Source organism: Desulfuromonas soudanensis, assembly GCF_001278055.1.
Classification (GTDB): Bacteria; Desulfobacterota; Desulfuromonadia; order Desulfuromonadales; family WTL; genus Deferrimonas; species Deferrimonas soudanensis.
Window position 1 is genome coordinate 3,818,526 of record NZ_CP010802.1, and the last position, 12,294, is coordinate 3,830,819.

The 12,294-nt window shown below is 64.4% G+C and carries 12 protein-coding genes and 2 tRNA genes; 3 read left to right on the forward strand and 11 right to left on the reverse strand.

Going from position 1 to position 12,294, the window contains the following annotated elements; translation table 11 throughout:
• Positions 1–3: 3 nt before the first annotated feature.
• The gene (locus DSOUD_RS16965; RefSeq protein ID WP_053552117.1) at positions 4–288 is read right to left on the reverse strand and encodes a CHC2 zinc finger domain-containing protein; all 285 of its coding nucleotides are present in this window, start codon (positions 286–288) and stop codon (positions 4–6) included.
• Between the two features lie 199 nt (positions 289–487).
• Entirely contained in the window at positions 488–1,069 is a 582-nt protein-coding gene (cobO, locus tag DSOUD_RS16970) for a cob(I)yrinic acid a,c-diamide adenosyltransferase (protein ID WP_053552118.1), read from the reverse strand.
• A 159-nt stretch (positions 1,070–1,228) separates the two neighbouring features.
• Between cobO and DSOUD_RS16975 the strand changes: the two genes are divergently transcribed.
• On the forward strand, positions 1,229–1,786 hold the full coding sequence (locus DSOUD_RS16975; RefSeq protein ID WP_082351354.1) for a cytochrome P460 family protein: 558 nt from the start codon (positions 1,229–1,231) through the stop codon (positions 1,784–1,786).
• A 29-nt stretch (positions 1,787–1,815) separates the two neighbouring features.
• Here DSOUD_RS16975 and DSOUD_RS16980 read toward each other — a convergent pair whose 3' ends face one another.
• On the reverse strand, positions 1,816–2,811 hold the full coding sequence (locus DSOUD_RS16980; protein WP_053552119.1) for an NAD(P)H-dependent flavin oxidoreductase: 996 nt from the start codon (positions 2,809–2,811) through the stop codon (positions 1,816–1,818).
• A gap of 226 nt (positions 2,812–3,037) precedes the next feature.
• Between DSOUD_RS16980 and DSOUD_RS16985 the strand changes: the two genes are divergently transcribed.
• Positions 3,038–3,113, forward strand: a tRNA-Asn gene (locus DSOUD_RS16985).
• Between the two features lie 99 nt (positions 3,114–3,212).
• Here DSOUD_RS16985 and DSOUD_RS16990 read toward each other — a convergent pair.
• Together DSOUD_RS16990 and DSOUD_RS18620 are read right to left on the reverse strand one after the other, a co-directional pair.
• Positions 3,213–3,506 (reverse strand): hypothetical protein, encoded by a 294-nt coding sequence (locus tag DSOUD_RS16990; RefSeq protein ID WP_053552120.1) that lies wholly within the window; start codon positions 3,504–3,506, stop codon positions 3,213–3,215.
• Between the two features lie 283 nt (positions 3,507–3,789).
• On the reverse strand, positions 3,790–3,996 hold the full coding sequence (locus DSOUD_RS18620; protein WP_053552121.1) for a LapA family protein: 207 nt from the start codon (positions 3,994–3,996) through the stop codon (positions 3,790–3,792).
• Positions 3,997–4,183: 187 nt separating this feature from the next.
• Between DSOUD_RS18620 and DSOUD_RS17000 the strand changes: the two genes are divergently transcribed.
• Positions 4,184–4,888, forward strand: coding sequence for a spermidine synthase (locus DSOUD_RS17000; protein ID WP_053552122.1), 705 nt, complete (start codon positions 4,184–4,186; stop codon positions 4,886–4,888).
• 168 nt (positions 4,889–5,056) lie between these two features.
• On the opposite strand, the gene DSOUD_RS17005 is transcribed toward DSOUD_RS17000, so the two are convergent.
• From DSOUD_RS17005 to DSOUD_RS17030, 6 genes are all read right to left on the reverse strand, one after another.
• Positions 5,057–7,207, reverse strand: coding sequence for a carboxy terminal-processing peptidase (locus DSOUD_RS17005; RefSeq protein ID WP_053552123.1), 2,151 nt, complete (start codon positions 7,205–7,207; stop codon positions 5,057–5,059).
• A 202-nt stretch (positions 7,208–7,409) separates the two neighbouring features.
• The gene (locus DSOUD_RS17010) at positions 7,410–8,003 is read right to left on the reverse strand and encodes a nitroreductase family protein (RefSeq protein WP_053552124.1); all 594 of its coding nucleotides are present in this window, start codon (positions 8,001–8,003) and stop codon (positions 7,410–7,412) included.
• 142 nt (positions 8,004–8,145) lie between these two features.
• The gene (locus DSOUD_RS17015) at positions 8,146–8,622 is read right to left on the reverse strand and encodes a hypothetical protein (protein ID WP_053552125.1); all 477 of its coding nucleotides are present in this window, start codon (positions 8,620–8,622) and stop codon (positions 8,146–8,148) included.
• Between the two features lie 137 nt (positions 8,623–8,759).
• A complete protein-coding gene (locus DSOUD_RS17020) occupies positions 8,760–11,297 on the reverse strand; it encodes a helicase C-terminal domain-containing protein (protein ID WP_053552126.1) in 2,538 nt (845 codons plus the stop codon).
• Positions 11,298–11,441: 144 nt separating this feature from the next.
• Positions 11,442–11,516: transfer RNA gene (locus tag DSOUD_RS17025), tRNA-Val, on the reverse strand.
• Positions 11,517–11,617: 101 nt separating this feature from the next.
• The gene (locus DSOUD_RS17030; protein WP_053552127.1) at positions 11,618–12,280 is read right to left on the reverse strand and encodes a YceH family protein; all 663 of its coding nucleotides are present in this window, start codon (positions 12,278–12,280) and stop codon (positions 11,618–11,620) included.
• Positions 12,281–12,294: the final 14 nt, after the last annotated feature.

Below are 12,294 nucleotides of genomic sequence, written 5' to 3' on the forward strand. Positions count from 1 at the left end.
GCCTCAACTTTTTTCCCCAGTTTCCTTCTCCAGCCAGGCGATCGCACCCTGCAGATCCGAGTGCCGGGCCAGCTTCACCAGCCCGACCACATCCCCCTCGGCCCCGCAGGCAAAGCAACGGAAACGCCCCTGCTTGATGGCCAACTCGGGGTTCCCTTTCCCCAGCGGCTGGCAGCCGGGACAAAAGTAGTGTTCCCCTTCCTTCTGCAGCCCCAGGTCCGTCGCGACCTTCTCCACCGCATGCCGCGCTGACACTTCCTGGTCCCACTCCTGCCGCTCTCCGGTCATGATCACCTCCTTTTGCTTCAGTCTACCCGATCGATTTCCCGGGACAAGTCTTCCATCCGCGTCCCCCGTCCCATAGGAGCGGCGACGTCCAACTCCCCCCTTTCGGTATCGTTCAGCTCGGCCGGAAAACGGGCGCCGAGATGAAAAAAGGGCGCACCAAACCGGTGCGCCCTTTGATTTTGCTTCGATGGCTTTTGCCTCAGTAGTCGATCCCCGGCTGCGGCTCGATCTTGCGACGAAAGGCGTGCTTGATCTCCCGGACTTCGCTGACCGTGTCGGCGATCTCCATCACCGCCGGGTCGGCGTCGCGGCCGGTGAGAACCAGGTGGAGTTCGAAGGGGCGGGCGGAAAGCAGAGACAGGACCTGATCGAGATCGAGAAGCCCCAGCTTCAGAGCGTTGTTGATTTCGTCGAGGATCAGCAGGTCGTAACGCTTCTCCGCCATCCGGGCGCGAACCAGCTCCAGGGCCTTCTGGGCGGCCTCCCGGTGCTCCTCGAAGCTGAAGGAGTTGCCGCCGAGGCCGACGAACCCCATCCCCGTGGCCAGGAGTTCGATATCGCCTTCAATCTTCTTCACCCCGTCCCACTCCCCGGCGTACATGTCCCCCTTCATGAACTGGACGATGCCGACGCGCATGTCGTGGCCGCAGGCGCGCAGGGCCATCCCCAGGGCGGAAGTGGTCTTCCCCTTGCCGTCGCCGGTGATCACCACCACCAGCCCCTGGCGTTTTTTGGGGTCGAGGTGCCTGACCTTCAATTCCTTTGCCGTTCCTGCCGTCATCCTGACTCTCCTTCCCTGCGGGGATTTTTAATCGCCCCAGTATACACGACTGCCGGCCCGGCGGAAGGGGGTTGACCCTTCTTGACTTGGAGCCTTTTAATGGTTCAATTTGTCTCACCCGGCGTTTCCGCCGGCGACCCATCGGAAAAGGAGGATACCATGCCGAAACTTTCCCGTCCCCTGATCGTCATCCTGATCACCCTGGCCGCCTTCCTCGTCGCCAATCTCGGGGCCTGCGAAAAAAAGGAGGCCGCCAAGGCTCCCCCGGCCAAGACCGAAGAGACCGTCGCCCAGGCGGGACCGGCCTGCCCCGACACCAACGGTCAGGCGGTCCTGCAGTTCATCACCCGCGACAACCCCTACCTCCAGTGGCAGCAGTGGCCGGGCAAGGAGCCCTTCTATGCCGGGCGTGAGCCGCACGGCGCCCTCCTCACCACCTACGTCTCCCCCCTGGCCTACTACGCCATCGAGGACAAGTCCGGAACGATCCCCGACACGGCGATGATCGTCAAGGAAAACTACACCCCCGAAAAGGTTCTCGCCGCCGTCACCGTCATGTACAAACGCCAGGGGTACAATCCCGAAGGAGGGGACTGGTTCTGGCTCAAGTATACCCCCGACGGCGCCATCGCCGCCGAGGGGAAGGTCGCCGACTGCATCGCCTGTCACGGCCAGAGCAAGGAGAACGACTGGCTCCTGACCGCGCCGATACGCTGAATGGCCTCCTTTTTTTCCCGACCCCGCTTTCAGGGGAGAGTTCCTTTGATGGCATGATAATGGCGGATCGTCTCCTCGATGATCTGCTGCACCGAGGGTATGTCGTCGATGAGCCCGGCGCACTGCCCCGCCGAAAAGACCGTCTTGTAGGTGGCCCGGGAGCTGCCCGCTCCGAACAACACCCGGGTGGCGCGGATGCGGGCCAGGGAGCGTCGGGCGGTGCGGCTGCCGGAGAGGATCCTCTCGACAAGGGACGGCTCAAGACCCAGCGCGTCGAGCGCCGGGGTGCGGATGAAATTGCCGGGGTAGCCGTCGACCCGATCGGTGTTGACGATGTCGTGGCAGCCGGCGGCGACCACCGCCGCCTTGTAGGTCGAGGTCACCTCCGCCTCGCAGCTGGCAATGAAACGGGTCCCCATGTAGGCTGCCGAAGCGCCCAGGCAGAGAGCCGCGGCGAGACCGGCGCCGTCGACGATCCCCCCGGCGGCCACCACCGGCAGGGGGAAATGACGGGCCAGAAGGGGGATGAGGGCAAAGGGCGTCAGGGTCCCGGCGTGCCCGCCGGCGCCGTAGCTCACCGCCACCAGGCCGTCGGCCCCGAGGTCCGCCACCTTGCGGGCATGGTCGAGCCCCACGACGTCGCAGTAGACGCGGCATTTCCCCTGATGAGCGAGGCGAATCGCCTCCCCGGGGTGCCCCAGGGACGTGATGATCAGGGGAATTTCTTCCTCCAGAGCCAGCTCGAGGTGGCGGTAACGATCGCGATTGCTCTTCTGCATGATGATGTTGATGGCAAAGGGGGCGGCACTCTCCTCCCGGATCTGGCGGATCGCCTCGCGGATACGCTCCAGAGGGCGATAGTTGAGGGCGGGAAAGGCTCCCATCCCTCCGGCATTGCCGGCGCGGATCACCAGGGATGCCGAACTCACCAGAAACATCGGTGCGCAAATAATGGGGTAGGCAAGGCCGAACTGGCCTGTGAAGGGAGTGACCACCGGCGGTGGCGGAGCAGCGGGACTGGGCATCGGCAAAGCCTCCGGGATAGGCGGCGTGCCTGGCGAAAAAAATTTCGCCAGGTTTTTCTATTTCAAGTCTCGGCCATCCTCCTCCCTTGTCAAGCCGGAGGGTTCCGGCAGACCGACGGCGGATATACTTCCCCGGGAAAATCCCCCTTGACAATGAATTGAAGCTCGTTGTATATAATCAACTCGTTTCGACCGGGTCTCTTCACCGCGAGGACGAGAACACCATTCCCTGGTAGCTCAGTCGGTAGAGCAGGTGGCTGTTAACCACCCTGTCGCTGGTTCGAATCCGGCCCGGGGAGCCAAAAATCAGAAGGCCGATTTCCTCAAGGAAATCGGCCTTTTTGTTTTTTCCCTCCGGATCTCCAGAAACCCTTTGACACACCTCTTAATCGGCTACTCAATCAGAAGGCCGGGAGTTTTTTGGTTTCTTCCAGCCGTAAACCGTAGGATTGGTCTCCGACGATGGCCGTCGTTTTCACGGCGGCCTTGATGACAATCGTTTCACCCATGGCCGGGAGGGTGCTTTCGGTAAAAACCGCGATCTCTCCGGTTTCATCCCGGAGCGTGTAAATCTTGATTTCAAGAAAGGGCAACTTGTTGAGATTGGTCACCGTCCCCCTGACCCTGATCTCTTTCCCCTCAAAGCGCCCCGGGCTACGATTGATCTCCCCGATAGGGGTGTAGCCGAAGGGCATGTAGTCACACCCTGCTAATAGAAATAAAATGCCGATAATAATTATCACCTGTCGGGACGTCTGCATATCGATCTCCATTGGGGCGGGAAGTCACCCTTCCCTGGCGAGCGCGATCGAGGCGACCGTAAAGGAAGGCATTTTGCTGAAGTTGGGGAATCACCGAAGACTTTGACGTCCGGAAGGAAACTATTTTTCTCTTCTGACACTGATCCGCAAAGAATGCACGACTCGGGCCAAGGGCTTCACAACGCCTCTGCCTTGCGACCGGAATCAGCAAAACCTGTCACCGACGCTCCTTTTTTGCGAATATGAGCGTTGCGAGGACCCCCAGGGCAAAACCGATGACCGTGGTGGTGAGAAGGAGGACCCAGCGCGAGAGGGTGAAGGACCAGAAAAGGATCCGGGTCTCCACCGGCTGGCTGTTCTGCAAAAGGACGAACATGACGAGCAAAATCAAGGTCGTGGCGAGACCCATTTTGGCTTTGACCATTCTTCCCTCCCCGAGACCGACCTTCCGTCTTCTCCCTCTTGATCCCCTGTAAGGGGGGTACTCCGGTTCAATTGTCCCGTCCTTTCCCCCCTTGTCAAGGAAGAGGGCAGGAACCCCTGTCCCTTCCAGGCGCAGCCATGTTATAGTTTCGCCCTCCTCCAACCATCGATCCCAGAGGTTTTCAACCATGGCCCAGCCCTGGAAAATCATTGAAAGCGTTCCCACCGACGAGGGGATTCTCGAGCTGCGCCAGCGCGGCGCCAGGGATTTTCTCATCACCGTCGACTCCCTGGTCCTGATGAACAGCATGGCCAACCGCTCCGAGATCGTCCTCGGCGAGCTCGGCTGCCGCCACCTCGCCAACCATCCGGCTCCCCGGGTGCTGGTCGGCGGACTCGGTATGGGCTGCACGCTGCGGGCGGTCCTCGACTCCCTCCCACCCTCCGCCGAGGTGGTGGTGGCCGAACTCAACCCGGTGGTGGTCGCCTGGTGCCGCGGTCCCCTCGCCCCTCTCACCGACGGCGCCGTCGATGATCCCCGCGTCACCGTGGAGATCGGCGATGTCGCCGCATTGGTCCGCCGCACCGCCGACGACTCCTCCCTGCCGCGCTTCGACGCCGTGGTCTTCGACCTCTACAAGGGGCCGCATTTCCGCACCGACAGACGGGACGACCCCCTCTACGGCAGCCGCGCCATCGCCCGGGTGCGCGCCGCCCTCAAACCGGGGGGGGTCTTCACCATCTGGGGGGAGAACTACGATGAGGGGTTCGACAAGCGCCTCCAGGACGCCGGATTTTCCACCAGCAGCCAGCGCCCGGGGCGCGGCGGCTACCGCCACGTGGTCTTTGTCGCCAGCCTGAAGGGGAGCCCCGGCAAACCCTCCGGACGTTGAGGGGGATCGGGACCCGGGGGAGGGGCAACGTCGATCCCTTCCCCTTTGAAAATCGACCAGAAAAAAGGACAGTCTCTCCGGGGGAGAAACTGTCCTTTTTTTTCTGTCGGACCGCTAAGGGCGCCGTGGGGCGATCGCCACCCCGCCCGCAACAGGCCGGCGTCCGTCTCAGCGCTGGCCGGCGACGGCCGATCCGGAACGGGGGGTCTGCATGTCGTCGAGAACCGATTGCGCCTCGAGAACGTAGGGATCCTCGGCCAGTTCGTCGATCCAGGCATCGGCGGAGTCGACAGTGCTCTCCTCCTTGTCGCCTGCCGCCGGGACGGCGCCATGGGGAGAGACGAGCCCTTTCCCCTCGGACTCGAGGCGGCGGGCCTCCTCGCGTTCGCGGCGCAGATCGTCGATCTGCAGGGACTGCTGACTCTGGTCCATGCGCTCCTTGGCGACCCGGGCTTCCTCGCTGATGGCTGAAAACTCCTTGTCGGCGGATACCCGGGCGGCGCTGCCGGCGCGCAACTCCTCGATGGTGGCCCCGATCTTCGGCCAGCGGCTGTAGTTCGTCCCTTCGACCTTGTCCCAGGGGAGGGAGTAGTCGATGTACTGCTCGCCGCTTTTGAGGTGCTTGAGGCGGTCGGGGAGGACGATGTCGGGGACGACGCCGCGGTACTGGGTCGAGTCGCCGCTGACCCGGTAGAACTTCTGGATCGTCACCTTGAGGGCGCCGAGGGGCTTGTATTTGTCCATGTTGCGGAAGGGGACCATCCGGTCGAGGTCGATGACCGCCTGCACCGTCCCCTTGCCGTGGGTGTGATCGCCGCCGAGGACGAGGGCCCGGCCGTAGTCCTGCAGGGCTCCGGCGAGGATCTCCGAGGCCGAGGCGCTGAACTGGTTGACCAGGACGACCAGCGGCCCCGAATAGGAGATGGAGGGGTCCTCGTCGGCGAGGACCTTCATCTCGCCGTAGCTGCTGCGCACCTGGACCACCGGCCCTTCCTTGATGAAGAGCCCGGCGATGGAGACGGCGTCGGTGAGAGCGCCGCCACCGTTGTTGCGCAGATCGACGATCAGGCCGTCGATCTTTTGCCCGGCGAGTTTTTCCAGTTCCCGGCGCATGTCGTCCGTGGAGTTGCGGCCGGTGCCGCCGTGGCCGCTGTCCTGGAAATCCCGGTAGAAGGAGGGGATCCGGATGTACCCGAGCGTCTTCCCCTTGGGATCGGTAAGGGTCGTCGACTTGACGAAGGTCTCGTCGATCTGCACCACGTCGCGGATGATGGGAATCACCAGGCGGGTGCCGTCGGGCTTCTTCACCGTGAGCCGGACTTCCGAATCCTTGGGGCCGCGGATGAGAGTGACGGCGTCGCGCAGTCGGGTGTCGGTGACGTCCACCGGTTCCTCGGTCCCTTGCGCGACCTGAAGGATCAGATCCTCGGCGTGGAGCTGTCCCTGGCGGGCGGCGGCGCTGCCGGGGATGACCCGGACCACCTTGATGTAGCCGTCCTCCTCCTGCAGCGTGGCGCCGATCCCTTCCAGCGACCCCTTCATGCTGATGTCGAAGTCTTCCTTCTCCGTCGGCGGCAGGTAATTGGTATGGGGATCATACGCGCGGGTGACGGCGTTGAAGTAGCGATCGAGGTGGTCCTGCTCCGTCTCCCTCTCCAGGCGGTCGAGGAATTCGAGCTGATTCTTCAGAACCTTTTCTTTGGCCTTTTTCCGCAGTTCGGCAACGCTCGGCGCCTTTTCTCCCTCCTTGGGGACCTCGTCCTCCTGCAGGCTGAGAAACCGGCTGATGAACTGGTACTTGAGGGTCTTGCGCCAGCGCTCTTTGAGCTCGGCGTCATTGGCGCAGAATTCGATCTTCTCCGGGTCGGTTTCCAGGGTCTCGGCCTTGGCGAAATCGAAATCGCCGGCCAGAAGTTCTTCGACCAGGGTGCGGACGACGGCGATGCGCCGGGCCATGATTTCGGCGCCGACCCGGGGGAGCTCGATGGTCCCCTTGCTGATTTCATCATCGATTTTTTTCGCGTATCCCTGGAGACGGACCACGTCCTTCTGCAGCAGAAATCGCTTCTGCCCGTCGAGCTGATTAAGATAGAGGCCGAAGGCCGCCTGCGACAGATCGTCGTCGAGAGCCTTGTGGCTGTAGTGATGCCGGGTGAGCTGCTCCTTGAGGACGTAGCCGAGAAGCTTGGCGCGGCTGGCGTCGTAGGCGTCCGGGGTCGCGAGACCGCTGGCGGCGCCGATGGAGAGGAGCAGAGCCAGCAAAAGGGCGGGAAGCCACAGGGATTTGAGGCGGAACGGTTTCAGGCGAAACAGGGACATGGCGGCTGTCGTCGGGGCGCAGGGGAGACAAAATCCCCCGGGCGCACCCGCGCTCTCCTTCGGTTGGGGAGCGCCGGAATGGCGCAACGCTTTGAAATATACCACAATCGGAACAGTGCAGGCAATATGACCCTGCCGGAACCGGTCTTCTCCGGAGAGAAGGGACGAATCCGGCAGAGGGGCCGCGGAATCGATCCGTCGCTCAGTCGGCGGGAAAGCGGCCGGCGAAGGCGACATCGACCAGGGGACGGCGGCTGTTGGGAGCCTCGATTGCCGCCACGGTTGCAGGAAGGAGTGCGGGATCGTCGCGGCGCCCTAGGGCCACCGCCGCCATGATCTCATACCCCTGCCGGGGGACGGCGAGCACCTCGTGGGCCCGCTCGACGCTGAAGCCGGCCATGGCGTGGGCGTAGAGGCCGCGCTTGCGGGCCTGCAGCGCCAGCGACATCCAGGCCGCGCCGGCGTCGAAGATGGCGTGACGGTTGGCCTTGCCGTTGCGGGCGAACGCGAGGCGGGCGACGACGAAGAGGAGGACCGGCGCGCGGCTCGCCCACAGGCGGTTCTGTTCGACGAGGGCGGTGGCAAAGCGCTGCCGGTCACCTTCGGAAACGGCGTAAACAAAGAGCCAGGGCTGCTCGTTGTAACAGGAAGGCGCCCAGCGCGCCGCTTCGAAGAGGCTCTGCAGCTCCTCCTCGGAGAGCGGTTCGGGAGCGAAACTGCGCGGCGACCAGCGGTCGGTGAACATCGGATCGATGTCGACCTCGGGGGTGCGGGAATTGGAAAGGGGGCTCGACATGGGAATCTCCTGGCCAGGGGGTGAGCATCATTCTAGCAGCCCCAGCGGCGCGCCGCCACCCTGGAAACCAGGGGAGAACAGAAGAGGGCAGCCCTTTCGGGTTGCCCTCTTCTGTTCTGTGTCGAATCGAAAGCGGCCCTTTTCAGTCGTGGTGCCCCTTGTTCCCTTTTTCTTTTTTCCCTTTATTGCCGTGATGCTTTTCCTTTTTTTCCGGGTGAAATGACTTGCCGTGGTAACGACTTTTGTCCTGCTGGTACCGGTGGTACTCCTCGTCACGGTGCTGAAGGATCCTTTCGTGACGGTGTTTGCGGAGCCCCGGCGGCAGATGGTCGGGCGCGACCACAACCCAGGGACCGTCATAATCGTGGCCGCGGTGCCAGTTCCCCGCATGAAAAAGGAAGTAACTGCCGTCGAGCATCACCATCTCGTAGGGGACCCCGACAGCGACCCGGAAACCGAGGGACGGCGGGACGAGAAAGAGGGGGGGTTCCTCGATGACCAGGGGCACATGATCGGCCCGGCCGAGGTCGAGGTTGACATTGACGTTGACACCCGAGGCGAAACCGGCCAGGGGGGTGAGAAAAAGTAGAGCCAGAGCGATCAGGAGTGTTTTCTTCATACACTTATCCTTTGTTTGGGGATTGGGGAGGGGAGCGCCGGATGGGCCGGCGCTCCCCTTGAACCCTCGAAGGCTTGCATTTTACCTGCCAATATTCGAGGCGGGGCAGATCGATCCGTGGCCAAACCGCAGGTCGTCTACGGGGCGTCTGGAGGGGGGGCGGCAAAGAAGCGGCGCATCTCCGCCAGGACCTCGGCACTCGGCGCGGCGACGACCCGGGCCTCGGGGAGGGAGCGGAGGAAGACCCGCCCGTACCCCTTTTTCACGACCCGGGCATCGAGGATCATCACCACCCCGCGGTCGTCGCGGTGGCGGATCAGCCGGCCGAAGCCCTGCTTGAATTTGATCACCGCCTGGGGGACGGTGTACTCCATGAAGGGGTCGCCGCCGCGTTTTTCGATGGCCTCGGAGCGGGCCTCGAGGACCGGCTCGGTGGGGACCTTGAAAGGGAGACGGGCGATGATCACCTGTTCGAGGGCCCGCCCCGGGACATCGACCCCCTCCCAGAAGGAGTCGGTGCCGAAGAGGACGCTCGTCGGGTCGGCGGCGAACTTCTTGAGGAGGCGGTGGCGGTTGTCATCCCCCTGGCGCAGACAGTGATAGCCGCGGGCCGACAGGATCGGGGCGAGCTCGCCGTGAACGCGGCGCAGCAGGGAATAGGCGGTAAAGAGGACGAAGGTGCGGCCGTCGGCGGAGAGGATCGCCTGCTCGGAGAGGTCGCGGACCATCTCCTGGTAGCCGGGGCGCCCCGGTTCCGGGACGTCGGTGGGGATGGCGACCAGGGTCTGGCGGGCGAAGTCGAAGGGGGAGTGCAGCAGCAGTTCGGTGACCCGCCCCGGCTCCACCCGGTCGAGGCCGACCCGGCACTTGAAGTAGTCGAAGGAGGGGCCGACGGCCAGGGTGGCGCTGGTGAGGACGACGGTGCGGAAGCGGTCGTAGACCGCCGCCTTGAGATTGTCGGCGACCTCGAGGGGGGCGGTGCAGAGCTTGGTAACCAGGGAGGTGCCGCGGCCGACGCGCCCCAGGGCGACCTCGAACCAGGCGCAGGTCTGCTCTTCTTTGGCGACGAAAAAGTCGAGATCGGCGGCTATCCCCTCGAGACGCCCGGCTATCCCCCGCAGATCGGTGAAGAAGTTGCCGAGCTTCTCGGCGTATTCCTCGGGGATCTTGTCGCCGGCCCGCAGCAGGGCCCGCACCCCCTTGGCGAGCTCATTGGTCGCCAGTCCGAGGGCGCGGACCCGAGCGGCGATCCCTTCCCAGAGGGGGGTTTCGGTAAAGGCCGGCAGGACGCGGTGCTTGAGCTCCTCCCCTTCGCGGACCGGGCGGGACAGCCCCTCGGAGAGGTCGGTGCCGATCGATTCGAGATCGCGCACCGCCAGGTCGAAGAGGGCCTGCCGGCCGGCGAGGAGCTTTTCGATGCGGCCGTGGAGGTCGCGGTAGAGCTCGTCGGCGCTGTCGGGGAGTTCCTTGGCCAGGGCCGAAAGGTAGCGGGGGAGGAGCCCCTTGTCGGGCTGGCGCGGATGACGGAGCCGGTTGAGGACCCGGGCGAAGGCGAAGCGGGTCACCTGGGAGGAAAAGTAGTTCGTCGCCACGTCCTCGAGGTGATGGGCCTCGTCGAGGATGATCCGGTCGAAGGGGGGGAGAACGGCGGCGGCGGAGTAGTTGTCGGTCTGCGCCCGCAGCGCCAGGTCGGAGAGGAGGAGGGCGTGATTGACCACCAGGATGTCGGCCTGGGCCGCTTTGCGCCGTGCCTTGTGGAAGAAGCAGCGGGCGTAGTGGGGGCAGCGCACCCGGCCGCACTGGTCGAGCTCGCAGCGCACCTCTTCCCAGACCTGCTCCGGGGGGAGGAAGGGGAGTTCCTCCCGGGAGCCGTCGGCGGTTCTCTCGGCCCATTCGACGATGCTGTGCAGCTCGGCGGCGTGCTCCTCGTCGAAGAGGCCGGTCTCGAGACGGGCATTTTCGGCGCGGCGCAGGCAGAGGTAGTTGCCGCGCCCCTTGACCAGCACCGCCCGGAATTCGAGCCCTGTGGCCCGCTGCAGAAAGGGGAGGTCCTTGCGGACCAGCTGTTCCTGGAGGTTGATGGTGTTGGTCGAGACCACCACCCGCTCCTCGTTGGTCAGAGCCCAGAGGATCGCCGGAGCGAGATAGGCCAGGCTCTTGCCGGTGCCGGTGCCGGCCTCGATGACCGCCAGCTTCCCGGCGTTGAAGGCTTCGCCGACGGCAAAAGCCATGCGCAGCTGCTCCGGACGGTCTTCGTAGCCGGGGAGCGTGGTCGCCACCACCCCCTGAGGGCCGAGGATGTCGCCGATACGCTGGGGTTCGAGGTGCTGTTCCTCCCGGGGGGCGAAGGCTTCCACCACCTTATACACATTGCCCACAGAGTTGTCCACAATGTGGAAACCGACCCCGAGGGACCCGAGACGCGAGGCAATCTCGATATCCGCCGACGACGGCTGAAGCCCTCCCGACGGGTGATTGTGGATAACCACGTCGCCGTAGCGGCAGAGCTGAAGGATGGCCGGAACGGCGTCCTCCTTGCCGCGCGCCAGGACCTCGACCTCGACCACCCGCCGCTCCTCATCGGTGCGGCCGAGGAAAAAGACCTCGTTGCCCTGGGCCTGGGCGATCGCCTGGCGCATGGCCAGCAGTGCCGGCTGGTGGTAACTGATTTCCAAAAGATAAGTCCTCGAGGCAAAGGGGGCATTATAGGCGATGCGGCGGGAAAAGGGAAGGCGCGGCAGGAGAGGGGGTGGGGGGGGTGGAAACGAAAAAAGACACCCGGAGGTGTCTTCCTGCAGTGTCGGGACCAGCCTTGCGGCTGGTAGGCACGCCCGGGATCGAACCGGGGACCCCTACCGTGTCAGGGTAGTGCTCTCCCACTGAGCTACGTGCCTGTGCAACCGACGAAGGACTTCTTTTACGGGAAAAGGGGGGTTCTGTCAATCCCTAATCCCCTCGCGAAGAATTTTCCCTTACTCCCCCCCTTGGGCCGCCGTCACTCGAACTGGGCCCGAAAGGCGGCCATCTCCCGGCGCAGATCGTCCACCTCGGCGCGCAGAGTCGCCACCTCCGCCTCCAGGGCGGCGATGGCCTCCGCTTCGGCCCGCACCCGCAGGGTAGCGCTCTCCGGCGCCGGGGCCGAGGCCTCGAAATCGAGGTCGGGAGGGCCGCCGAGAAGGTGGAGAAAACGGGGTTCCTTGCGCCCCGGCTGGCGGGGGAGCCGGACGGCAAGGGGAGGCTCCTTCTCCATCAGATCCTGCAGAACCCCTTCGGCCGCCGCCAGATCGGCCAGGGGATGGAGGCGTTCGGAGCGCCCCCGCAATTCGCCGACGGTCTGCGCCCCGCGCAGCAGGAGTTCGCAGAGGATGGCCAGCTCCCCCCTCTCGAGGTAGAGCTTCTCGACGAGGGTATGGCGGTATTTGGGGACCCGCCCCCCTTCCGCCGAGAGCATCGCCAGGCCGAGATGGCGCAGCCGCTCGAGGGCGCGAGCCACGTCGGTCTCTTCGAGGGCCAGCACCGGCTCGCGATTCGACTTCTGGTTGCAGGCGTTGGTCAGGGCGTTGAGGGAAAGGGGGTAGTACTCGGGGGTAGCCAACTCCTTTTCCACCAGGGAGCCGAGCACCCGGATTTCCACGGCATCGAGAGGGGGGAGGTTCATCGTCATCCGATTCC

Bases quoted from the DNA above. Each gene is read 5' to 3' on its own strand.
- DSOUD_RS17000 (WP_053552122.1), top strand. From the start codon at position 4,184: ATGGCCCAGCCCTGGAAAATCATTGAAAGCGTTCCCACCGACGAGGGG.
- DSOUD_RS17005 (WP_053552123.1), bottom strand. From the start codon at position 7,207: ATGTCCCTGTTTCGCCTGAAACCGTTCCGCCTCAAATCCCTGTGGCTT.
- DSOUD_RS16980 (WP_053552119.1), bottom strand. From the start codon at position 2,811: ATGCCCAGTCCCGCTGCTCCGCCACCGCCGGTGGTCACTCCCTTCACA.
- DSOUD_RS17015 (WP_053552125.1), bottom strand. From the start codon at position 8,622: ATGAAGAAAACACTCCTGATCGCTCTGGCTCTACTTTTTCTCACCCCC.
- DSOUD_RS16975 (WP_082351354.1), top strand. From the start codon at position 1,229: ATGCCGAAACTTTCCCGTCCCCTGATCGTCATCCTGATCACCCTGGCC.
- DSOUD_RS16965 (WP_053552117.1), bottom strand. From the start codon at position 288: ATGACCGGAGAGCGGCAGGAGTGGGACCAGGAAGTGTCAGCGCGGCAT.
- DSOUD_RS18620 (WP_053552121.1), bottom strand. From the start codon at position 3,996: ATGGTCAAAGCCAAAATGGGTCTCGCCACGACCTTGATTTTGCTCGTC.
- DSOUD_RS17030 (WP_053552127.1), bottom strand. From the start codon at position 12,280: ATGAACCTCCCCCCTCTCGATGCCGTGGAAATCCGGGTGCTCGGCTCC.
- DSOUD_RS17010 (WP_053552124.1), bottom strand. From the start codon at position 8,003: ATGTCGAGCCCCCTTTCCAATTCCCGCACCCCCGAGGTCGACATCGAT.
- cobO (WP_053552118.1), bottom strand. From the start codon at position 1,069: ATGACGGCAGGAACGGCAAAGGAATTGAAGGTCAGGCACCTCGACCCC.
- DSOUD_RS16990 (WP_053552120.1), bottom strand. From the start codon at position 3,506: ATGCCCTTCGGCTACACCCCTATCGGGGAGATCAATCGTAGCCCGGGG.